Origin of the sequence: Ectopseudomonas toyotomiensis (assembly GCF_017167985.1) — a bacterium.
GTDB lineage: Bacteria > Pseudomonadota > Gammaproteobacteria > Pseudomonadales > Pseudomonadaceae > Aquipseudomonas > Aquipseudomonas toyotomiensis.
On sequence record NZ_CP070505.1, the window covers coordinates 589,833 to 610,577 of the forward strand.

Below are 20,745 nucleotides of genomic sequence, written 5' to 3' on the forward strand. Positions count from 1 at the left end.
TGCTAGGCGAATGGCAGCGTCACCCGCACTTCCAATCCACCCTCCGCCCTGTTGCCCAGGCTCAGACAGCCGCCGTGCTCCAGCACCATGGCGCGCGCAGCCGACAACCCCAGGCCGACCCCGCCAGTGTGCTTGTTGCGTGAGGCCTCCAGACGGTAGAACGGCGCGAATACAGCCTCCTGCTGCTCCACGGGAATACCCGGCCCACGGTTGAGCACGCGAATTTCAACACCCTCGTCATCGGCCTGCAGCATCACCTGCGGCTCACGTCCGTATCTGACGGCGTTCTCCAGCAGGTTGACCAGCATACGTTTGATCGCGATCGGCCGACCGACATACACCTGGCGCCTGGGCACCTGAATCGCTACCTCAACGCCGGCATCCTTGAAGTCATCGATGATGGTATGCAGCAACTCACTCAGGTCGAAAGCTGTCGCCGTTTCGAGGCGAGCCTCGTCACGAAAGAAATCCAGCGCCGAGTTGACCATGGCCTGCATTTCATCAACGTCGCTGAACAACTTCGCCTGCTGCTCCGCATCCTCGATGAACTCGCCCCGCAGCCGCATGCGCGTCAGCGGTGCGCGCAGATCATGGGAGATGGCCGCCAGCATCTGCGTACGATCATCGAGAAAGTGCCGTAACCGCGACTGCATGGCATTGAACGCAACGATGACCTGACGGATTTCCTGAGGCCCCTCCGGGGTTATCGGCGGCGCCCTGAAGTCCACGCCGAAACGCCGTGCCCCCTGCGCGAAGCGCTCCAGCGGAGCAGCCAGATAGCGTGCGGCCACCAGTGCCACGATGAGGGTCGAGGTCATCATCAAGACCAGATACACCAGACTGCGCGGCACCCTCTCCAGCCCCCAGACGCGTGATGGTGTGGAGAACTCCATCCAGCTGTCGTCGGACAGTTCGATCATCAACACGTAACGGCTTTCGTCACGCGGCGACGGCCAGTCCTTCGGCTCATAGGCCTCGATCCTGGCCTGCGGCCGCTGCAATAACTGCTGCAACAAGTCAGAGCCGTAGCGAAAAGCAGCGTCATCGATCGCCGGAAGCTGAGCATCACTGTGCTGCCGTAACCATCGGGCGTTGAAGGCTTCATCGCCAGCGGCATCAGCCGCCTTCTGCCGCTGCTCGGGCGGTAGCGCATCGGCAATCCGGGCAATGCTGGCCATGCGCTCCATCAACCCCGCCTCCAGCAATGGCGGTCGTGCCCATACGCCAGCCAGCAGACTGAACAACGCACTCAGCAGCAAAGCAGTCAGCATCGAGGCCAGGGTGGTCAGGGCGATCCAGCGTGCGACGGTGTCCCGCGTCAGCCAGACACCACCCTTGAGGCGCGCCAGCCATCTCATCGTTTCACCACCACATTGGGCGTGAAGAGATAACCGATATGACGGATGGTACGAATCATCGAACTGCGCGAGGGCTCGGCGTCAAGCTTGCGTCGTAGCCGACTGACCTGCACGTCGACGCTACGATCGAAAGCGTCATAGGCTTCACCGCGCGCCATGTCGAGTAGTTGCTGACGACTCAGTACACGCTGCGGATGCTCGGCGAGCACCAGCAGCAGTTCGAACTCGCCAGCCGAAAGCGGAATCAGGACTTTGTCCGGTGAGCGCAGCTCGCGGCGGGTCACGTCGAGCTGCCAGCCAGCGAACTCCAGGACCGGCCGTGGCCGCTCATGCAGTACGCTGCGTACCTCGCCTGTACGGCGCAACACCGCCCGCACCCGCGCCAGCAATTCACGGGCATCGAAGGGTTTGCTCAGGTAGTCGTCGGCGCCCAGTTCCAGCCCCACTACCCGGTCACTCAGCTCGCTCATCGCCGTCAGCATGATGATCGCCATCGAGTGCTCGCTGCGCAGGCGCTGACACAACACCAGGCCACTGTCGCCCGGCAGCATCACGTCGAGGATCACCAGATCCGGCAGTTGCCGCTCGAGCGCGCGCCACAGCGCCTGTCCGTCAGTGGCAACGTCCACGCTATAGCCATGCTGTTCGAGAAACTTCTTCAGCAGAGCAAGAACTTCGGTGTCGTCGTCCACCAGCAACAAGCGACTCACGGCCAGCACACCCTCGATGCGTTTGTGAGCGCCTATCTAAAACCATCGAACGCCTGCCGTCATATATTTCAATCCGGCAATAAAGCTTCGTGTTCGCAACATTGCGGACATTCCCAAGCAAAAATGCCTTGGCAGCCTCGGCGCAGTTTCCTATCGAGGTGTTCCGCATGTCCGTCACAACGTTCGCATCCCCTGCCGCGCGCCCTATCACGCTCGCCATGACCATGCTGCTGGCCAGTGGTTGTGCCAGTAACCCAGCACCGGTAATCGACTCGGCGGGCTGCATCACCACGCCGGACCAAGTGGTGAACGACCCAGCCGAATCGATCAACCGCGGCATATTCGTGGTCAACCGAGCGCTCGACGATTACCTGCTCGCCCCCGTTGCACGGGGTTACCGACAGTTGCCTGACTTCGCCCAGAGCGGCGTGCATAACTTCGCGGCCAACTTCGGCGAGCCGATGGTGTTCATCAACGATCTACTGCAGGGCAACCCCAAGCGCTCGATGGTCACGGCCACGCGCTTCATTACCAACAGCACGGTGGGGGTGGTGGGGCTGATCGATGTGTCGAGCCGATTTGGCCTGGAGCGTCACCGAGCCGATTTCGGCCAGACCTTCGGCGTATGGAATATCGCCGACGGCCCCATCGTCGAGCTGCCGCTGTTCGGTACGTCCAACCTGCGCGACGCCACCGGGCGTGTACTGGGTTTTGCCATAGACCCGTTCGGCAGCAACAGCGATACCCTGGATACACTCGGCACCGTCAGTACTGTCGGCGGCACGGTCGACGGTCGTGCGCAGCGTCTGCCCATGACCGACGCGCTGCAACGGCAGCCTGACTACTACGCGGCCCTTCGCGATACCGTGGCCGAACGCCGCGCGCAGTTCGTCGCGGAAGGCAAGCTCGGCGCCGCACTGGAAGCGCCCGTTAACTGCGAAGCGGAAATGGTCGATGAGCAGAACTGAAGACTCCCTGCTGCTCTATCAGCGGATCAGGAATCCCGACTCGCTATCGCTGCACTGCCGGGAGGTCGATTTGCGTCTGAGCGATGACCGCCGCCATCTGGTGCTCAGTCGTTACGTGGAGCTGTACGTCAGCGAATGCACGCAATGGGAAATGGTCAGCCATCACCAGGTCAGGCTAACTGATCTGCTGCGCTGGATGATTCTGCACAGCCAACGCTTACCGCCCCGGGCTAATCCCGACGGGTGAAGCACTGCAGCCTTATCAACTCGCAGGACGCAGCCAAGTGGCCGGGTAGGTGCCGCAACACCTGCCCATGCCAATCTCACGCTTCATCAGACGCAGCAGAGTCTGTCCAACGCAGGCCTGGCGAAGAAAAAGCCCTGCATGTAGCGGATACCAAGCTCGATCAGCGCATCACGCTCACCAACACTTTCGATGCCCTCGGCGATGATGCGGATGCCCAGGCGCTGCGCGACCAGCACGATACCGGCGACGATGGCCTGGCGCACCGGGTCCTGATCGATGCCACGGGTCAGGGCCATGTCCAGCTTGAGTACGTGCGGCTGAAACTCGGCCAGCAGATTGAGCCCGGAGTAGCCCGCACCAAAATCGTCGATGGCGGTGGTGAAGCCCTGCTTGCCGTACTCGGCGAAGATCCGCTTGAGGTGCTCGGCATCATGGATCTGCTCGCCCTCGGTCACCTCGAACATCAGCCGCTCGCGCGGGAAGTCAAAGCGCTGCGCCGCTTCCAGCGTGGCACGAATGCAGGTCTCGGCGCGATACACCGCATTGGGCAGGAAATTGATGCTGAGCAGGCAATCCGGAATATCGAGCAACCCGAGCTTGGCGGCCTGCTCGATGGCCTTGACCCGGCAGGCCTGATCGAAACGGTAGCGGTTGCCATCATTGACCCGTCCGAGCACTTCCGCGGCGGATTCGCCATTGCAGCCCCGCACCAGGGCTTCATAGGCGAACGGCCGCTGCTGCTCGATATCGACGATCAGTTGAAAAGCCATTGTGAAATCGAAACCCAGGGCCTCGGCGTTACGGCATTCGGCGCAACCCACAGCCCGAAATGGCTGAGGAAAGATGCTCTGGCTGACAATACCCATAGGCGCTTCCTTATAGAACAAGACGTGGAGACTTCCCCATTTGTCAGCCTAGTCAAAAGCGGAAGGAAGCCACCTGTTTTTCCAGCGACAACGCCAGTTGCTGCAAACCTTGTGCAGTACGCGATGTCTCGGCCACTGCCTCACTGTTTTCCATCGACATCTGTGCGATACGCTCGACATTGCGCGCCACGTCCTGACTGGCGACCGTCTGCTCACGCAGCGCCATGGAGATCTGATCGACCACACCGACCACGCTGGCGGAAGCCTGGCGAATGGTGACGATGGCATCACCGGCCTGACTGGCCTGCACCACCCCGCCGTTGACCTGCTGCACACCGACTTCCATATTGCTCACCGCACTGCGCGTGCCCAGTTGAATCTTCTTGATCATCTCGGTGATCTCCTGGGTCGAGTTGGCGGTGCGCTGCGCCAGCAGGCGTACCTCGTCGGCTACCACGGCGAAGCCGCGGCCCTGCTCCCCGGCCCGCGCCGCCTCGATGGCGGCATTGAGCGCCAGCAGGTTGGTCTGGTCGGCGATTTCCTTGATCACGTTGACGATCGAGGAGATCTGATCCGAATGCTGGCCGAGCTCGGCGATCTGCGCCGCTGCACCCTGCACCGTGTCAGCGATGCGCTGCATGCTGGCGAGGGTTTCCTGGATCACCGCACCGCCCTCGGCCGACTGCCTGCCCGAGTCGCTGGACAGCCCATGCGCCTCGTTGGCGTTGTCGGCGACGTGATTGATGCTCACGGTCAGCTCCTCCACCGTCGCCGCCATGCTCGAAGCAGCCTGCGACTGCTCCTGGGTGGAAACCGACAACTGCGTGGAAGCACTGGAGATGTTCTGCGCAGCTTCAACCAACTGCACAGCGCCGGCACGGATCTGACCGATCATCTCGCGCAGCCGCTCCTGCATGGTGGCGAAAGCATCCAGCAGCACACCGATCTCGTCACGGCCGGCCCGCTCGATATCCGAGTCGAGGCGCCCCTGGGCAACATTGCGCGCCACCTCCACCACCTGCCGCAAACGCCCGGCAATACTGTGCGAGAGAAGGAAGGCCACGCTAATGGCGAGCACCGCAGCGATCAGCCCACCGACCAGCAAGATCATCAGCGACTCGGACTTGGCAGCATTCATCGACGCCGTGCGCTGCTCCAGCAGTGCACGCTCCTCGCTCTGGATCTCGCTCAAGATGCGGCGCATGGCATCCATCTTGACCTTGGCGCCACCTGACGAAACCCGGTCGATCAGGGCATCGAAACGCTGCGTGCCGGCGCTCACCTGGCGGCGCAATTCCAGATTGCCGTTGATGTCTTCACCCAGCCATTGATCATGCAAGGCCTGCAGTTTACTGAGGCGGCGCTGCTGAGCAGGATTGTCCCTGGTCAGTTGGCGCAGTTGCGCCATATGCGCCTGGAAATCTCTCTCGCCGGACTCCATAGGGCCGAGAAACTGGTCTCGTCCGGTAATGACGAATCCCCGCGCACCGGTTTCGATATTGATCAGGTTGGCCAGCAGATCGGCAGATTCGTTGATCACGTCATAGGTGTGAATATTCAGCCGCACCGCACGCTCGACCTGGTCGAAGCCACGCCAGGTGGACAGCACCAGCACCAGAATGATCAGCAGAACGACACCGAACCCCGCGTACAGCTTCTGGGAGATGTTGAGATTGGCAAGCATTGGGAGACCTCTGAGTCGTCAGGAATGAACGGACAGAGGTGCGTCATTCGACTGCACCGACTGGCACTGCGCCATTATGCATATCGATACAATAATTGTACAAATAAAATATTCTGTACAACTACAAACAAATCCTGACATCCGGAAATGAAAAGCCCCGCCGGGCTTGTGGCCGGGCGGGGCTTTCGGTTGCCGTTGCCGATCAGGCGCAGGCGGCTTGCATCTGGCGATGCGTGTCGATGAGGTGCTGCACCACGCCAGGATCGGCCAGCGTGGAGATGTCGCCGAGGGAATCGTATTCGGCGGTAGCGATCTTGCGCAGGATACGGCGCATTATCTTGCCCGAGCGGGTCTTCGGCAGGCCCGGCGCCCACTGGATCACGTCCGGCGTGGCGATCGGGCCGATCTCCTTGCGCACCCAGTTACGCAGCTCCTGACGCAGTTGCTCCGATGCTTCCTCGCCCGCATTGAGGGTGACGTAGACGTAGATGCCCTGCCCTTTGATGTCGTGCGGTACACCGACCACTGCAGCCTCGGCCACTTTCGGGTGGGCGACCATGGCGCTCTCGATCTCGGCGGTGCCCATGCGGTGGCCGGAGACGTTGAGCACGTCGTCGACGCGGCCGGTGATCCACCAGTAACCGTCTTCGTCGCGGCGCGCACCGTCACCGGTGAAGTACATGCCACGGAAGGTCTTGAAGTAGGTGTCGACAAAGCGGTCATGGTCGCCGTACAGGGTACGTGCCTGACCCGGCCAGGAATCGATGATCACCAGGTTGCCTTCGGCAGCACCTTCGATGATGTTGCCCAGGTTGTCCACCAGCGCCGGCTGTACGCCGAAGAACGGACGTGCAGCGGAGCCCGGCTTGAGGCCATGGGCACCCGGCAGCGGGGTCATCAGGCAGGCACCTGTTTCAGTCTGCCACCAGGTGTCGACGATCGGGCAACGGCTCTGACCGACGTTTTCGTAATACCACTGCCAGGCTTCCGGGTTGATCGGCTCACCGACCGAACCGAGCAGACGCAGGCTGGAACCATCGGCGCCTTCGACCGCGGCCTTGCCCTCGGCCATCATGGCGCGAATGGCGGTCGGGGCGGTGTAGAGGATGTTGACCTTGTGCTTGTCGACGATCTTGGCAACGCGCGAAACGTCCGGATAGTTCGGTACACCTTCGAACATCACGGTGGTAGCGCCGTTGGCCAGCGGGCCATAGACCAGGTAGGTGTGGCCAGTGACCCAACCGATATCGGCGGTGCACCAGAACACCTCGCCCGGACGGTAGTCGAACACGCGCTCATGGGTCAGCGAGGCGTATACCAGGTAGCCGCCGGTGGTGTGCAATACACCCTTGGGCTTGCCGGTGGAACCGGAGGTGTAGAGGATGAACAGGGCTTCTTCAGCGCCCATTTCCTTGGGTGCGCAGACGCTGCCTGCCACCTTCATCAGGTCTTCGTACCAGATGTCACGGTGCTGGTTCCACTTGATTTCGGAACCGGTGCGCTGCACCACGATGACCTTCTGGATGCTGCGGGTCTCGGGGTTGGTCAAGGCGTCGTCGACGTTGGCCTTGAGCGGAACTTTCTTGCCGCCACGCAGCCCTTCGTCAGCGGTGATCACCACCTTGGACTGGCAATCGATGATGCGCCCGGCCAGTGCCTCCGGCGAGAAACCACCGAATACCACGGAGTGGATTGCGCCGATCCGTGCACAGGCCAGCATGGCCACCACGGCTTCCGGGATCATCGGCATGTAGATGGTCACCACGTCGCCACGGTGCACGTCCTGGCCGCGCAGGGCGTTGGCGAACTTGCACACTTGTTCGTGCAGTTCGCGGTAGGTGATTTCCCGGTGCTCGGACGGATCGTCACCTTCCCAGATGATCGCGATCTGGTCGCCGCGCTCTTCCAGGTGACGGTCGAGGCAGTTGTAGGAGACGTTCAGGGTGCCGTCGGCGAACCACTTGATGTCGACGTGGTGATCGTCGAAGGTGGTCTGCTTGACCTTGTTGTAAGGCTTGATCCAGTCGATCCGCTTGCCCTGCTCGCGCCAGAAACCCTCGGGGTTGACCACGGACTGTTGGTACATGGCCTTGTAGGTGGCCTCGTCAGTGAGGGTCCGCGCGGCCACTTCGGGACGCACAGGGTAAAGAGACGCAGCACTCATGAAATCACCTCGACGGGGAGTTGTTTTTGTATGGTGCCTTTTGTATCCCCCGACCCTTCGTGAGGCCATTCGACCATGGTCTTACCGCTCTAAGACCATGGTCTCGAGGCCCTGCATGGCGCCTGCCGAGCCAATTCGACAGCGTCATGGATATGTCGCGACGAAGCAAAAAAGCCCGGCACAAGGCCGGGCGCAGAGGTAGACGCGGTATCGACGGCTGCCTAGCTCATCCCCAGCCAGTTCGGCAGCGCCATGGAAACGGCCGGGATGTAGGTAATCACCATCAGGAAGCTGATCAGCAGCATCAGCCATGGCAGCGCGGCGCGGATCACCGCCGTCAGTGGCATGCCCGTCACCGCCGAGGTGACGAACAGGTTCAGCCCCACCGGTGGCGTGATCAGACCGATCTCCATGTTCACCACCATGATGATGCCCAGGTGGATCGGGTCGATGCCCAGCTGCATGGCGATCGGGAAGAGGATCGGCGCCAGGATCAGGATGATCGCCGACGGCTCCATGAAGGCACCGGCGATCAGCAGCACGATGTTCACCACCAGCAGGAACTGCCAAGGCTGCAGGCCCAGGTCCACCACCCAGGCAGTGATCTGTTGCGGGATCTGCTCGGTGGTCAGCACGTGGGCGAAGAGCATGGCGTTGGCAATGATGAACATCAGCATGATGGTCAGCTTGCCGGACTCCAGCAGCACCTTCGGGCACTCGCGGATGGTCAGGTCCTTGTACACGAACAGGGCGACGAAGCCGGCGTACACCGCCGCCACGGCCGCAGCCTCGGTCGGGGTGAACATGCCGGTGTAGATACCGCCGAGGATGATCACCATCAGCAGCAGGCCCCAGAACGCCTCACGTGCAGCACGCAGCCATTCGCGGAAGCTGGCACGCGGCAGTGCCGGCAGCTTCTTGATGCGCGCGACGATGTAGATCGCGATCATCAGCACCAGGCCGAGCATCACGCCCGGGATCACCCCGGCCATGAACAGCTTGCCCACCGACTGCTCGGTGGCGGCGGCGTACACCACCATCACGATCGACGGCGGAATCAGGATGCCCAGGGTACCGGCGTTACACACGATGCCGGCGCCAAACGCCTGCGGGTAACCGGAGCGCACCATGCCGGCGATGGCGATGGAGCCCACCGCAGCCACGGTTGCCGGCGAGGAGCCGGACAGCGCAGCGAACAGCATGCACGCCAGCACCGCACCGATGGCCAGGCCGCCACGGATGTGACCGACGCAGGCGTTGGCGAAGTCGATCAGGCGACGCGCCACGCCACCGGTGGTCATGAAGGCACCGGAGAGCAGGAAGAACGGGATCGCCAGCAGGGTGTAGTGCTCGGAAGTCTCGAACAGCTTGATCGCCAGCGAGCGCACCGAGTCGGGGCTGAACAGCATGATGGTGATCGAGCCGGCCAGGCCGAGCGACGCGGCGATCGGCACGCCGATGAACATCAGCAAGAACAGCAGCAGGAAGAGGAACAGAACGGTCATTGCTTGGGCTCCTCGTGCTCATTGATTTTCAGCGCATCGGCGGCTTCGTCAGCCAGGCCGAGGCCGGTCTGCTCGTTGCGCAGGATACGGACGAGGATTTCCAGGAAGCGGATGAACACCATGGCGTAGCCGAACGGCACGATCATGCCGATATGCCATTGCTGCACGCCGTAGTGGCCGAGGTCTTCGGCACCGATGCCGGCAATGAACAGGGTGCGTACCCAGTCGAAGCTGCCGACCGCGATCAGGCCGGCATAGCCCAGGCAGGCCGAGCAGGCGATCACACCGATCACGCGCTGCACGCCGCGCGGGGCGAGTTTGACCAGGGCATCGACACCGATGTGGCCGGCAGTACGCACGCCGTAGGCCAGGCCGAAGAAGATCAGCCAGCCGAACAGGGCCTTGGTCAGGGCATTGCTCCAGGTCATCGCCTGGGCCATGTCGAGAATGGAGTCGCCGATAGCGAGCAGAAACTCGTTACCGCCGAAGGCATCACCCAGCCAATAGAACAGGGTGTAGAAGTTGTTGAGGATCACGTAGACGAAAGTGATCAGCGTCATGGCCGCCAGGAGGAAAGCAATGAAGCCTTCCTCGAAGTGCTCCCAGACGCGCCGCAAGGCGTTCATGGCATCTCCGCGAGGTTCTTGTGATTGTCAGGAGTCGGACGAATCTAACCGAGCCTGGACCGGCGCGATATTCGTCATTGGCAAACGCCGCCTTAGACGACGGCGAATGAAAGACCGCTCCGGGTGCGTGGGCCCGGGGCGGTCATGGGGCTCACTGTTGGTTGGCGGCTTGCGCAGCCTCGATCACGTCAGCACCGATCTCGGCCTCGAACTTCTTCCAGGCCGGACGTACGGCGTCACGCCAGGCGGCGCGCTGCTCGGGCGTCAGGGTGATGATTTCGCTCTTGCCGGTAGCGACGATGGCCTGACGCGCCTCGGCGTTCAGCGCCTCGGCCTGCTTGTTCACCTCGACGGTCACCTCGTCGACGATCTGCTCCAGCTCGCTGCGGATATCCGCCGGCAGGCCGTTCCAGAACTGGGTGTTGGTGATCAGCAGGTAGTTACCGATGGCATGGTTGGACTCGGTCATGTACTTCTGTACCTCGAAGTACTTCTGCGAGTAGATGTTCGACCAGGGGTTGTCCTGGGCGTTGACCACGCCGGTCTGCAGGCCCTGGTAGATCTCGGCGAAGCTCATCTTGCGCGGCACCGCGCGCAGGGCGCTGTACTGCGCGGCCTGCATGTCGGACGGCTGTACGCGGAATTTCTGCCCACGGGCATCGCTTGGCTCGACCAGCGGTTTGTTGGCGGTGAGCTGGCGCATGCCGTTGAGCCAGTAGGCCAGGCCGGTGATGCCCTTGCTTTCCATCGACTTGAGCAGTGCCTTGCCCTTGCTTGAGGACTGGAAGCGCTGCGCGGCGGCGACGTCGTCGAACAGGAACATCATGTCGAACAGCTGCAACTGCTTGGTGTACTGCTCCAGTTTGGAAGGCGCCGGCGCCAGCATCTGCACTTCATTGAGCAGCAGGGCTTCCATTTCCTTGCCATCGCCATACAGAGAGGAGTTGGCATAGACGTCGACCTTGACCTTGCCGGCCAGGCGCTCCTCCACCAGCTTCTTGAACATCAGCGCGCCCTGGCCCTTCGGCGTGCTGTCAGCGGTGATGTGGGAAAACTTGATCAAGATCGGATCGGCTGCGTGTGCCGAGAGTGCGCCAAGCAGTGCGCAACCAGCGAGTACACCGGCCAGGCCACGACGGACGAAAGAAAACTTCATGGGAGGCTCCTGTTGTTTTTGTCTGAGCGTCGAGGGCGGATCGCCGTCGATTGGCCCGGACTCTACTCCGCACTCCCACAGGCTGAAATTCACATTTGAACAACCGAGCCTTCGGCATTCACGAAGGCAACGCTGAAACATCCTCTGCAGATGAGCTGTTACGCAGGTGATCGAGCATCTGCTTCGCGGTCAGCGAAAGGTTGTCCTGGTTGCGCACCGCCACCTTGAGTTCGCGCCGGGCCCAGGGGTCGTGCAACGGGATCACTCGCACATCGAGCGCCGGCAGGTAGGTACGCACCGCCAGATCCGGCAACACACCGACGCCCATGCCGGTGTGGATCATCCGGCAGATAGCCTCGAAGCTGCGTACCTGGATGCGCAGGCGCAAGGCCACGCCCTGACTGTGCGCCGAATGTTGCAGCAGACTGTGCAAGGACGCGTCCTGCTGCAGGCCGATGAAGTCGTAGCTCACCGCTTCGCGCAGGAACAGGCCGTCGCGTTCGGCCAGCGGATGCTCGCGCGGGGTGACCAGCACCAACTGGTCATGGCGGTAAGTGAACACCTGCAGGTCCTCGGCCGGCACATGCCCGGCGAAGATGCCGATATCGGTCAGCCCCTCGCGCACCGCACGGATAGTCTCGCTGCTGACCCGCTCCTCCAGGTCGATCTTCACCTGCGGGTGCAGGCGGCTGAAGCTGGCCAGATCCTCGGGCAGAAACTCGATCACCGCCGAGGTGTTGGCGTGGATGCGCACATGGCCTTTCACCCCTTCGCTGAACTCGCTGAGGTCGGCGTTGAGCTGCTCGAGGTTGTCCATCATGTTGCGCGCATGGTGCAGCAGCGCGTGGCCGGCCGGGGTCAGTTCGACGCCCTTGGGTTGGCGATAGAGCAGCGCGATGCCCAGCTGGTTTTCCAGGTCGCTGACGCGTTTGCTGACCGCCGCCAAAGCCAGGTGCTCACGCTCGGCGGCGCGGGTCAGGCTGCGCTCGTCGGCGATGGCGACGAACAGCTTGAGGGTGACGAAATCGATGCGGCGCATGAAAGTCTCCATTTCGTGCCTGGCGAAGCGAAGCTGCCAGAAAGCTGATTTACAGCATGCCACTTCGCGATACGCGAAGCCTAGCTTGACCATTGAGCAATTGTCGGCACCGCGCTGCTGCGCCATCCTGCGCACCACGAGAAACGCACAGGCAAATCAGGTGCAGCCATGACTCACAACAACACCAGCAACATGGCCCTGCAGGGGCTCAAGGTGATCGAGATGGGCCAGCTCATCGCCGGTCCCTTCGCCAGCAAGCTGCTCGGCGAATTCGGCGCCGACGTGATCAAGATCGAGCCGCCGGGCGTCGGCGACCCGTTGCGCAAGTGGCGCAAGATCAAGGACGGCACCTCGCTCTGGTGGCACGTGCAGTCACGCAACAAGCGCTCGTTGACCCTCGACCTGAAGCAAACCGAAGCGCAGGACATCGTGCGCAAGCTGGTGAGTGAGGCCGACGTGCTGGTGGAGAACTTCCGTCCCGGCACGCTGGAAGGCTGGGGCCTGGGTTATGAGGCACTGAAGGCGATCAACCCGCGGCTGATCATGCTGCGCATCTCCGGCTACGGGCAGACCGGCCCCTATCGCGACCTGCCAGGCTTCGGCGTGATCGGCGAAGCCATGGGCGGCCTGCGCCACCTTTCCGGCTACCCCGGCCAGGCACCGGTGCGTGTGGGCATCAGCATCGGCGATTCGCTGTCCTCGCTGTACGGCGTGATCGGCGTGCTGCTGGCCCTGCAGGAGCGGGCGCGTAGCGGTGAAGGCCAGGAAATCGACGTGGCGCTGTACGAGTCGGTGTTCGCCATGATGGAAAGCCTGATCCCCGAATACGATGCCTTCGGCTACGTCCGCGAGCCGGCCGGCAGCGCCCTGCCGGGCATCACCCCGTCCAACTCCTACCCGTGCAACGACGGCAGCTACGTGCTGATCGCCGGTAATGGCGACAGCATCTACAAGCGCCTGATGAGCCTGATCGGCCGCGACGACCTGGGCAACGACCCGCGCCTGGCGCAGAACGACGGGCGCAGCCAGCATGCCGAACTGATCGACGGTGCCATCGCCGAGTGGACCGCCCAGCGTGGCCGCGATGAAGTGATCGAAGCACTCAAGGGCGCCCGTGTGCCGGCCGGTTACCCCTACACCGCCGCCGATATCGTGCAGGACCCGCACTACCTGGCGCGGCAGATGATCGAGCAGGTGCAGACCAGCGTCGGCCCGCTCAAGGTGCCGGGCGTGCTGCCCAAGCTCAGCCGCACGCCGGGCCGCATCGGCACCGGTGGCCCGCAACTGGGCGAGCACAACGACGACATTCTCGCCGGCCTCGGCCTGAGTGCGGAACAGGTCGCCGGCCTGCGCGAGCGCGGGATCATCTGAGCCGTGGCAAGCGGTGGATGGATAAAGCGTCATCCACCCTACACGACTAGAAGCTAGATGGCTCCCACGCTCCACGTGGGAGCACAGCCCGTAGGGTGCGCCGTGCGCACCAGAACAGCCGCAGCATAAGCCGGTGCGCACAGCGCACCCTAAGCCGATTGCCGCTCCTCTTGAGGATTTCCCCCATGAGCAAACGCCTTTATATCCAGGACGTCGCCACCCGTGACGGCTTCCAGATCGAAGCCACCTTCGTGCCCACCGCAGACAAGATCGCCCTGATCGACCGCCTGTCCCACACCGGCCTGGCAAAGATCGAGGTCACCTCCTTCACCTCGCCCAAGGCCATCCCCAACCTGCGCGATGCCGAAGAGGTAATGCGCGGCATCCAGCGTGTGCCGGGCGTGGAGTACACCGTGCTGGTGCCCAACGTGAAGGGCTGCGAGCGGGCGTTGTCGTGCCAGGTGGACGAGATCAACCTGGTCATGTCGGCCAGCGACACCCACGGTCTGGCCAACCTGCGCATGACGCCGGAGCAGTCGCTGGCGCAGTTCGCCGAGATCATCGAGGTGACGCGTGGCAGCGGCGTATTCATCAACGCCTCACTGTCGACCACCTTCGGCTGCCCCTTCGAGGGCGAGGTGCCCGAGGCCCGCGTACATGAACTGACCGAGCGATTGCTGGAAATTGGCGTGCAAGGCGTGACCCTGTGCGACACCACCGGCATGGCCGACCCGGCGCAGGTCGAGCGCATCTGCCGCGAGGCCCTGCAGCGCTGGCCCGAGGCGGTGTTCACCGCGCACTTTCACAACACCCGTGGCATGGGCCTGGCCAATGCACTGGCGGCGCTGAATGCCGGCATCGACCGCTTCGATGCCTCGCTCGGCGGCCTCGGCGGCTGCCCCTACGCGCCGGGGGCCAGTGGCAATATCTGCACCGAGGATCTGGTGCACATGTTCCAGCGCATGGGCCTGGAAACCGGCGTAAACCTCGATGCCCTGCTCGAAGCTGCCGCTACCCTACCCGGCCTGATCGGCCACGATGTACCGGGCGCCATCCTCAAGGCGGGCAAAGCGGATCGCCGCTATCCCAAGCCGAAGTGGATGCAGGAAGCTGGCCTCTGAGAGCTCGCGGTCAGAGGGTGACGCAATAAATGTGGGAGGGGCTTTAGCCGCGACGCCCTCATTCGACACGAAAACGCCCGGCACAAGCCGGGCGTTTTCATTTCAAGGTCGACACTCAACCCTGGTTGGACTGCTCCGCCGCCTGGATCAGCTCGGCACCGATCTCCTGCTCGAACTTCTGCCATACCGGGCGCATCGCCTCACGCCATTCGGCGCGCTGCTGCGGGGTCAGCTCGATGATCTCGGTGGTGCCGGCCTTGGCGATATCCTCTTTGGCCGTGCGGTTGAGTTCGTCAGCCTGCTTGTTCACCTCGACGGAAACCTCGGCCATGACCTTCTCCAGCTCGCTGCGCACGTCATCCGGCAGGCCCTTCCAGAATTTGGTGTTGGTGATCACCATGTAGTCGATCAGGCCATGATCGGACTCGGTCATGTACTTCTGCACCTCATGCACCTTCTGGCTGTAGTAGTTCGACCAGGTGTTCTCGGTACCGTTGACCACGCCGGTCTGCAGCCCCTGATAGACCTCGGCAAAACTCATCTTGCGCGGGTTGGCGCGCACCGCCTTGAACTGCTCCTCCAACACCGCCGATGCCTGCACGCGGAACTTCAGCCCCCGGGCATCGGCCGGATCGCGCAGCGGCTTGTTGGCCGACATCACCTTCAACCCGTTGTGCCAGTAGGCCAGGCCGGTGATGTTCTTGTCCTCCATGGACGTCAGCAATCCACGCCCCTCGGGGCTGGCCTGGAAGCGGTCGACCGCCTCCATGTTGTCGAACAGAAATGGCAGGTCGAAGATCTGCACCGGTTTGGCGTACTGCTCGAACTTGGCCAGCGACGGCGCCAGCATCTGCACCTCGCCGAGCAGCAGCGCCTCCATTTCCTTGCCGTCACCGAACAGCGACGAGTTGGGGTAGACCTCCACCTTCACCCGGCCCGGCAGGCGCTCCTCGGCCAGTTGCTTGAACAGCAGCGCGCCCTGTCCCTTGGGCGTGTTGTCCGCCACCACATGGGCGAACTTGATCAGGATGGGCTCATCTGCAGCCTGTACCAGGCCAGCACAGGAGAGAATGGCGGCGCAGGCGAGCGCCTTGGCGGTGAGTTTGAACATGACGTTACCTCATTGTTTTTGTAGGTCGGTACGTGGGACGAAATGGCCGGTGGCGCGGTGCCGCCGGCCGGTATTCAGGCCGGGCTCTCACCAGCGCGTTGCAGCAGTCGTTGGGCGCGGCCCAGCACCGGGGCGTCGACCATCTGGCCGTCAACCACGAAGACGCCTTCGCCACTGCTGGCCGCCCTCATCACGCGGCGCGCCCAGGCCAATTCCTCCTCGGCCGGGAGCAACGCGCGATGGACGACCTCCACCTGTTTGGGGTGGATGCACAGCAAACCGTCGAAGCCCATGTCACGGGCATCGCGCGTCGTGCGGGCAAGGCCGTCGCGGTCTTCGATGGCAGGGAACACACTGTCCAGTGGCGCCGCCAGGCCTGCCGTGCGCGAATGCAGCAACAGGGCGTAACGAGCCTGATCGAGCATACGTTCAGCCGCGACGCTGCCGCTGCTCAGACCGAGGTCCAGTCCCAGGTCGAGTGCGCCAAAGGACAAACGCTCGACGCCTTCCGCGCGGGCGATTTCCGCCAACGCCAACAAGCCTGCCGCACTCTCGATGATCGGCCACACCGGCTTGCCACAAGCAGCCACTCGCGCCACCTGCGCGGCACTTTCCACCTTGGGCAGCAGCACGCCGATGACACCGGCATGGCGGCCGCACAGTTCGATATCGGCGCCATGGCCGGCATGCTCCGGCGCGTTGATGCGCACCAGCAGACGCGCCTCGGGATTTGCCGTGAGAAAGCCATCGAGATGGGCGCGGGCCTCGACCTTGAGGCTTTCCTGCACCGCGTCTTCGAGGTCGACGATGACCGCATCGGCACCGACGGCGAGGGCCTTGGGAATGCGCTCCGGTCTACTGGCTGGCACGAACAGCGCGGTACGAATGATGGATGGGCTCATCACACGGCCCCCTGCTGATGCAGGCGCTGGATATCGCCCGCGCCATAACCCAGCTCGGCGAGCAGCGCATCGGTGTGCTGGCCCAACGCCGGAATGGCGTCCATGCGCGGCTCGAAGGCGTTGTTGGGCCCTGGCGGTAGAAGTGCCGGCAGGCTGCCGCTGGGGCTGTCGACCTGGCGCCAACGCTGGCGCGCTTCGAGTTGCGGGTGAGCCCAGACGCCGGCCATGTCGTTAACCTGGGCATTGGCGATCTGCGCCAGCTCCAGGCGCTCGATCACCTGCGCCGTGCTCATGCGCGAGAAGGCTTCGACGATCAGCGTGCGCAGTTCGGCGCGGTTGGCCGAGCGCTTGAAGTTGGCCGAGAAGCGCTCGTCGCCAGCCAGCTCCGGCTGCTCCAGCACCTTGGCGCAGAACGCCTGCCATTCGCGCTCGTTCTGCAGGCCGAGCATCACCGTGCCGCCGTCGCCGGCCGGGAACGGGCCGTAGGGGTAGATGGTCGAGTGCGCAGCGCCAGCGCGCGGCGGCGGCGTGGCGCCGTCGTAGGCGTAGTACAGCGGGTAGCCCATCCACTCCACCAGGCTTTCCAGCATCGACACGTCGACCCGGCTGCCGACACCGGTCTTGCCGCGCAGCATCAGTGCCGACAACACGCCGGTATAGGCGTACATGCCGGCAGCAATATCGGCGATGGAGCAACCGGCCTTGGCCATCTCCTCCTCGCCCGCCCCGCCGGTGACTGAGAGAAAGCCACCCTCGCTCTGGATCAGCAGGTCGTAGGCCTTCTTCTGCTCATACGGGCCGCCCTCGCCGTAGCCGGAGATGTCACAGACGATCAGTTGCGGAAAGCGCGCGTGCAAAGCCTCGAAAGACAGCCCCATGCGCGCCGCGGCGCCAGGCGCGAGGTTCTGCACCAGCACGTCGGCCTTGGCCAGCAGGCTGCTCAGCACCTGCATCGCATCGTCCTGCTTGAGGTCGAGGGTCAGGCTTTCCTTGGAGCGGTTGGTCCAGACGAAATGCGAGGCCAGACCGCTGACGCGCTCGTCATAGCCGCGAGCGAAATCGCCGCTGCCGGGACGCTCGACCTTGATCACCCGCGCGCCGAGGTCGGCGAGCTGACGGGTGCAGAACGGCGCGGCGATGGCGTGTTCCAGGCTGACCACGGTGATGCCATCCAGTGGCCGGGGTTGTTGTGCGTTGTTCATGTGCATGTCCTCGGTCAGGCCAGCTGGCTCAGGTCGTCGGTTTCGCGCAGGCGCCAGACCCGCTCGATCAGCACGCCTGCCTCATCGCTGTTGCGCTGGCCGGCGAAAGCCAGCAGGCGACGGAACTTGTCTTCCAGCTCGGCGCGGCTGAGGGTGTTGCCGGGGTCGCCCTTGGGCTCGTCGATGGCTCCACGCAGGGTGCGGCCATCAGTGGTGGTCACCTCGACGCGGCCCAGCCAGCGCTGCGGATAAGCCACATCCACCTCCGGGTCCAGGCGCATCTGCACCTTGTCGCGGAAGGCGGCCACGGCCGGGTCTTGCAGGGCCAGGTTGGCGAACTCGGTCAGTTGCGCGCTGCCATGCACGGCGATCAGGCCGAGCACGGTGCCCATGGAGAACTTGGCCTGGTGCACGGTCTGCGGCACGGTCACGCGGCCGAGTACATCGATGGCGCCCTGATGCACACGAGCGATGACGCGCTCGATCTGCTCGTGGCGCAAACCTTCGCGCTGCATCAGGTCGAGCAGCGCATCAGCCGCCGGATGGGTGTGGCGGCAGGAGGCGTGAAACTTGAACGAGGTTTCCACCAGCGCCCAGCGTCGGCCAAGCCGGTCCGACAGCTTGCTCGGGTCGGCATCGCGGGACATGCCGGCGGCCATGCCCTGCTCGCCTTCGAGGATGTTCTGCGCGCCGGTCAGGCCCTGCTCGGTAAAGTAGGCAGCCAGCAGGCCATCAGCCGCGGCCTTGGCGGTGTGCAGCTGCTTGGAGTCGGCGGCGTCGCGCAGGAACTCCCACAAGCCTGCAGCCTGGGTACCGGCATTGCCGAGCAGGTGGATGAATTGCTGCTGGTCGAAGTCCAGCAGCTTGCCCACCGCCACCGCAGCGGCCAGGGTGCCCACCGTCGCCGTGGTGTGGAAGATGCGGTAGTGCGAGCGACCCAGGAATTCGCCGATGCGAATGCCCGCCTCGTAGCCGGCCACCGAGGCCAGCAACAGCTCGCGGCCGGATTTGCCGAGGTCCTGCGCCGCCGCCAAAGTGGCCGGGAAGACCACGGTAGCCGGGTGCAGCACCGAGCTGTTGTGCAGATCGTCCTGCTCCACCAGGTGCGAGGAAGCACCGTTGACCAGCGCGGCGAAATACGCCGAGGTGCTACGGCCGTTGACCAGGATGCGCGCCGGGCCATCGGCGGGGCCCATCTTCTGTGCGTAGGCCTCGAACAGCGGGATGGGGCGGGCGCCCTCACTGGCCAAGGCCGAGCCGAGCCAGTCGAGGAACAGGTCTTCGGTGCGGTCCAGCACGTGGCCGGGAATCTGCTCGTAGGCGAGTTCGGCAAGGAACGCGGCCAGTTGTAGAGTGTGCTTGCTCATGGTCGCGACCTCAGAAACTGCGCGGCAGCTCGAGCAGGTGCTCGGCTACATAAGAGAGAATCAGGTTGGTGGAGATCGGCGCGACCTGGTACAGGCGGGTTTCGCGGAACTTGCGCTCGACGTCGTATTCGTTGGCGAAACCGAAGCCGCCGTGGGTCTGCAGGCAGGCGTTGGCCGCCTCCCAGCTGGCCTTGGCGGCCAGGTACTTGGCCATGTTGGCCGCCGCTCCGGCATTGCGCCCGGCGTCGTATTCCTCGCAGGCGCGCCAGCGCATCAGGTCGGCGGCCTCGATCTCGATATGCGCCTCGGCGATGGGGAATTGCACGCCCTGGTTCTGCCCAATGGGGCGGCCGAACACCACACGATCACGGGCATACTGCGCGGACTTCTCGATGAACCAGCGGCCATCGCCGATGCACTCGGCGGCGATCAGCGTGCGCTCGGCATTGAGGCCGTCGAGGATGTAGCGGAAACCCTTGCCTTCTTCACCAATCAGGCTGCTGGCGGGGATTTCCAGGTTGTCGAAGAACAACTCGTTGGTCTCGTGATTGACCATGTTGGCAATCGGTTGCACGGTCAGGCCGTTGCCGATGGCCTCGCGCAGGTCGACCAGGAAGATCGACATGCCCTCGGACTTGCGTTGTACCTCGGCCAGCGGCGTGGTGCGCGCCAGCAGGATCATCAGGTCAGAGTGCTGAACGCGCGAGATCCACACCTTCTGTCCGTTGATCACGTATTTGTCGCCACGGCGCACGGCGGTGGTCTTGATCTTGGTGGTGTCGGTGCCGGTGGTCGGCTCGGTGACGCCCATCGACTGCAGGCGCAGCTCGCCGCTGGCCAGCTTGGGCAGGTAGTAGCGCTTCTGCTCCTCACTGCCGTTACGCAGCAGGGTGAACATGTTGTACATCTGCCCGTGGATGGTGCCGGAGTTGCCACCGCAGTGGTTGACCTCCTCGAGGATCACCGAGGCTTCAGCCAGACCCAGTCCCGAGCCGCCGTATTCTTCCGGGATCATCGCCGACAGCCAGCCGGCTTCGGTCATGGCCGTGACGAAGGCTTCCGGGAAGCCCTTCTCTTCATCGATCTTGCGCCAGTATTCGCCCGGGAATTCCGCACAGAGCGCGCGCACGCCTTCGCGAATGGCGTTGAGTTCTTCGTTATTGTTGTGGTTCATCGGTCTTCCTCGAAATCATGTGGGCGTGGCACTGCCCGGTAACGATGTAGGGCGTACTCGCGAAGCAGTACGCCGTTAGAAAGCTGAGCCTTAGGTGCGGTGCCGGTATTGGCATGGTTCGGCGGACTGTTCGCTTAGGCTACGAGCGGCCGGCGTCCCGGTTCGCCCTACGAA

General features: G+C 63.5%; 18 protein-coding genes. 4 read left to right on the forward strand and 14 right to left on the reverse strand.

Going from position 1 to position 20,745, the window contains the following annotated elements; genetic code table 11:
* Nucleotides 1-2: 2 nt before the first annotated feature.
* Together JWV26_RS02575 and JWV26_RS02580 are read right to left on the reverse strand one after the other, a co-directional pair.
* Nucleotides 3-1,358: an ATP-binding protein gene (locus JWV26_RS02575; RefSeq protein WP_206418321.1), complete on the reverse strand. Its 1,356-nt coding sequence runs from the start codon at nucleotides 1,356-1,358 to the stop codon at nucleotides 3-5.
* Entirely contained in the window at nucleotides 1,355-2,068 is a 714-nt protein-coding gene (locus tag JWV26_RS02580; protein ID WP_093051390.1) for a response regulator, read from the reverse strand. The genes JWV26_RS02575 and JWV26_RS02580 overlap by 4 nt, the downstream gene beginning before the upstream one ends.
* A 167-nt stretch (nucleotides 2,069-2,235) precedes the next feature.
* Here JWV26_RS02580 and JWV26_RS02585 point away from each other — a divergent pair, with 167 nt between their 5' ends.
* On the forward strand, nucleotides 2,236-3,036 hold the full coding sequence (locus JWV26_RS02585; RefSeq protein WP_074918263.1) for an MlaA family lipoprotein: 801 nt from the start codon (nucleotides 2,236-2,238) through the stop codon (nucleotides 3,034-3,036).
* Entirely contained in the window at nucleotides 3,023-3,283 is a 261-nt protein-coding gene (locus tag JWV26_RS02590; protein ID WP_079783228.1) for a hypothetical protein, read from the forward strand. The genes JWV26_RS02585 and JWV26_RS02590 overlap by 14 nt, the downstream gene beginning before the upstream one ends.
* A gap of 86 nt (nucleotides 3,284-3,369) precedes the next feature.
* Here the strand turns inward: JWV26_RS02590 and JWV26_RS02595 are convergent, their stop codons facing one another.
* From JWV26_RS02595 to JWV26_RS02625, 7 genes are all read right to left on the reverse strand, one after another.
* Nucleotides 3,370-4,149 carry an EAL domain-containing protein gene (locus JWV26_RS02595; protein WP_074918267.1) on the reverse strand — a complete coding sequence of 260 codons (780 nt, stop codon included), beginning with the start codon at nucleotides 4,147-4,149 and terminating at the stop codon, nucleotides 3,370-3,372.
* A gap of 52 nt (nucleotides 4,150-4,201) precedes the next feature.
* On the reverse strand, nucleotides 4,202-5,833 hold the full coding sequence (locus tag JWV26_RS02600) for a methyl-accepting chemotaxis protein (RefSeq protein ID WP_206418322.1): 1,632 nt from the start codon (nucleotides 5,831-5,833) through the stop codon (nucleotides 4,202-4,204).
* A 202-nt stretch (nucleotides 5,834-6,035) separates the two neighbouring features.
* On the reverse strand, nucleotides 6,036-7,997 hold the full coding sequence (gene acs / locus JWV26_RS02605; RefSeq protein WP_072425515.1) for an acetate--CoA ligase: 1,962 nt from the start codon (nucleotides 7,995-7,997) through the stop codon (nucleotides 6,036-6,038).
* A gap of 221 nt (nucleotides 7,998-8,218) precedes the next feature.
* Complete coding sequence (gene dctM, locus JWV26_RS02610; protein WP_079783225.1) at nucleotides 8,219-9,502, reverse strand: C4-dicarboxylate TRAP transporter large permease protein DctM; 1,284 nt, start codon at nucleotides 9,500-9,502, stop codon at nucleotides 8,219-8,221.
* Nucleotides 9,499-10,128: a TRAP transporter small permease gene (locus JWV26_RS02615; RefSeq protein WP_206418323.1), complete on the reverse strand. Its 630-nt coding sequence runs from the start codon at nucleotides 10,126-10,128 to the stop codon at nucleotides 9,499-9,501. The genes dctM and JWV26_RS02615 overlap by 4 nt, the downstream gene beginning before the upstream one ends.
* 151 nt (nucleotides 10,129-10,279) lie before the next feature.
* A complete protein-coding gene (locus JWV26_RS02620; protein WP_206418324.1) occupies nucleotides 10,280-11,284 on the reverse strand; it encodes a TRAP transporter substrate-binding protein in 1,005 nt (334 codons plus the stop codon).
* A 118-nt stretch (nucleotides 11,285-11,402) separates the two neighbouring features.
* On the reverse strand, nucleotides 11,403-12,323 hold the full coding sequence (locus tag JWV26_RS02625; RefSeq protein ID WP_079783222.1) for a LysR family transcriptional regulator: 921 nt from the start codon (nucleotides 12,321-12,323) through the stop codon (nucleotides 11,403-11,405).
* Nucleotides 12,324-12,491: 168 nt separating this feature from the next.
* On the opposite strand from JWV26_RS02625, the gene JWV26_RS02630 reads away from it, so the two are divergent.
* The gene (locus JWV26_RS02630; RefSeq protein WP_206418325.1) at nucleotides 12,492-13,694 is read left to right on the forward strand and encodes a CaiB/BaiF CoA transferase family protein; all 1,203 of its coding nucleotides are present in this window, start codon (nucleotides 12,492-12,494) and stop codon (nucleotides 13,692-13,694) included.
* A 185-nt stretch (nucleotides 13,695-13,879) separates the two neighbouring features.
* The gene (locus JWV26_RS02635; RefSeq protein WP_206418326.1) at nucleotides 13,880-14,815 is read left to right on the forward strand and encodes a hydroxymethylglutaryl-CoA lyase; all 936 of its coding nucleotides are present in this window, start codon (nucleotides 13,880-13,882) and stop codon (nucleotides 14,813-14,815) included.
* A 115-nt stretch (nucleotides 14,816-14,930) separates the two neighbouring features.
* Here the strand turns inward: JWV26_RS02635 and JWV26_RS02640 are convergent, their stop codons facing one another.
* From JWV26_RS02640 to JWV26_RS02660, 5 genes are all read right to left on the reverse strand, one after another.
* Nucleotides 14,931-15,926 (reverse strand): TRAP transporter substrate-binding protein, encoded by a 996-nt coding sequence (locus JWV26_RS02640; protein ID WP_072426256.1) that lies wholly within the window; start codon nucleotides 15,924-15,926, stop codon nucleotides 14,931-14,933.
* Nucleotides 15,927-16,000: 74 nt separating this feature from the next.
* Complete coding sequence (locus JWV26_RS02645; protein WP_074918927.1) at nucleotides 16,001-16,828, reverse strand: HpcH/HpaI aldolase/citrate lyase family protein; 828 nt, start codon at nucleotides 16,826-16,828, stop codon at nucleotides 16,001-16,003.
* The gene (locus JWV26_RS02650) at nucleotides 16,828-18,030 is read right to left on the reverse strand and encodes a CaiB/BaiF CoA transferase family protein (RefSeq protein ID WP_206418327.1); all 1,203 of its coding nucleotides are present in this window, start codon (nucleotides 18,028-18,030) and stop codon (nucleotides 16,828-16,830) included. The genes JWV26_RS02645 and JWV26_RS02650 overlap by 1 nt, the downstream gene beginning before the upstream one ends.
* A 14-nt stretch (nucleotides 18,031-18,044) precedes the next feature.
* Nucleotides 18,045-19,397: an MmgE/PrpD family protein gene (locus tag JWV26_RS02655; RefSeq protein ID WP_206418328.1), complete on the reverse strand. Its 1,353-nt coding sequence runs from the start codon at nucleotides 19,395-19,397 to the stop codon at nucleotides 18,045-18,047.
* A gap of 10 nt (nucleotides 19,398-19,407) precedes the next feature.
* Nucleotides 19,408-20,571: an acyl-CoA dehydrogenase family protein gene (locus JWV26_RS02660; RefSeq protein WP_206418329.1), complete on the reverse strand. Its 1,164-nt coding sequence runs from the start codon at nucleotides 20,569-20,571 to the stop codon at nucleotides 19,408-19,410.
* Nucleotides 20,572-20,745 lie beyond the last annotated feature (174 nt).

Bases quoted from the DNA above. Each gene is read 5' to 3' on its own strand.
- JWV26_RS02620 (WP_206418324.1), bottom strand. From the start codon at position 11,284: ATGAAGTTTTCTTTCGTCCGTCGTGGCCTGGCCGGTGTACTCGCTGGT.
- JWV26_RS02625 (WP_079783222.1), bottom strand. From the start codon at position 12,323: ATGCGCCGCATCGATTTCGTCACCCTCAAGCTGTTCGTCGCCATCGCC.
- JWV26_RS02595 (WP_074918267.1), bottom strand. From the start codon at position 4,149: ATGGGTATTGTCAGCCAGAGCATCTTTCCTCAGCCATTTCGGGCTGTG.
- JWV26_RS02585 (WP_074918263.1), top strand. From the start codon at position 2,236: ATGTCCGTCACAACGTTCGCATCCCCTGCCGCGCGCCCTATCACGCTC.
- dctM (WP_079783225.1), bottom strand. From the start codon at position 9,502: ATGACCGTTCTGTTCCTCTTCCTGCTGCTGTTCTTGCTGATGTTCATC.
- JWV26_RS02630 (WP_206418325.1), top strand. From the start codon at position 12,492: ATGACTCACAACAACACCAGCAACATGGCCCTGCAGGGGCTCAAGGTG.
- JWV26_RS02650 (WP_206418327.1), bottom strand. From the start codon at position 18,030: ATGAACAACGCACAACAACCCCGGCCACTGGATGGCATCACCGTGGTC.
- JWV26_RS02640 (WP_072426256.1), bottom strand. From the start codon at position 15,926: ATGTTCAAACTCACCGCCAAGGCGCTCGCCTGCGCCGCCATTCTCTCC.
- JWV26_RS02660 (WP_206418329.1), bottom strand. From the start codon at position 20,571: ATGAACCACAACAATAACGAAGAACTCAACGCCATTCGCGAAGGCGTG.
- JWV26_RS02590 (WP_079783228.1), top strand. From the start codon at position 3,023: ATGAGCAGAACTGAAGACTCCCTGCTGCTCTATCAGCGGATCAGGAAT.
- acs (WP_072425515.1), bottom strand. From the start codon at position 7,997: ATGAGTGCTGCGTCTCTTTACCCTGTGCGTCCCGAAGTGGCCGCGCGG.
- JWV26_RS02575 (WP_206418321.1), bottom strand. From the start codon at position 1,358: ATGAGATGGCTGGCGCGCCTCAAGGGTGGTGTCTGGCTGACGCGGGAC.
- JWV26_RS02645 (WP_074918927.1), bottom strand. From the start codon at position 16,828: ATGAGCCCATCCATCATTCGTACCGCGCTGTTCGTGCCAGCCAGTAGA.
- JWV26_RS02615 (WP_206418323.1), bottom strand. From the start codon at position 10,128: ATGAACGCCTTGCGGCGCGTCTGGGAGCACTTCGAGGAAGGCTTCATT.
- JWV26_RS02655 (WP_206418328.1), bottom strand. From the start codon at position 19,397: ATGAGCAAGCACACTCTACAACTGGCCGCGTTCCTTGCCGAACTCGCC.
- JWV26_RS02600 (WP_206418322.1), bottom strand. From the start codon at position 5,833: ATGCTTGCCAATCTCAACATCTCCCAGAAGCTGTACGCGGGGTTCGGT.
- JWV26_RS02635 (WP_206418326.1), top strand. From the start codon at position 13,880: ATGAGCAAACGCCTTTATATCCAGGACGTCGCCACCCGTGACGGCTTC.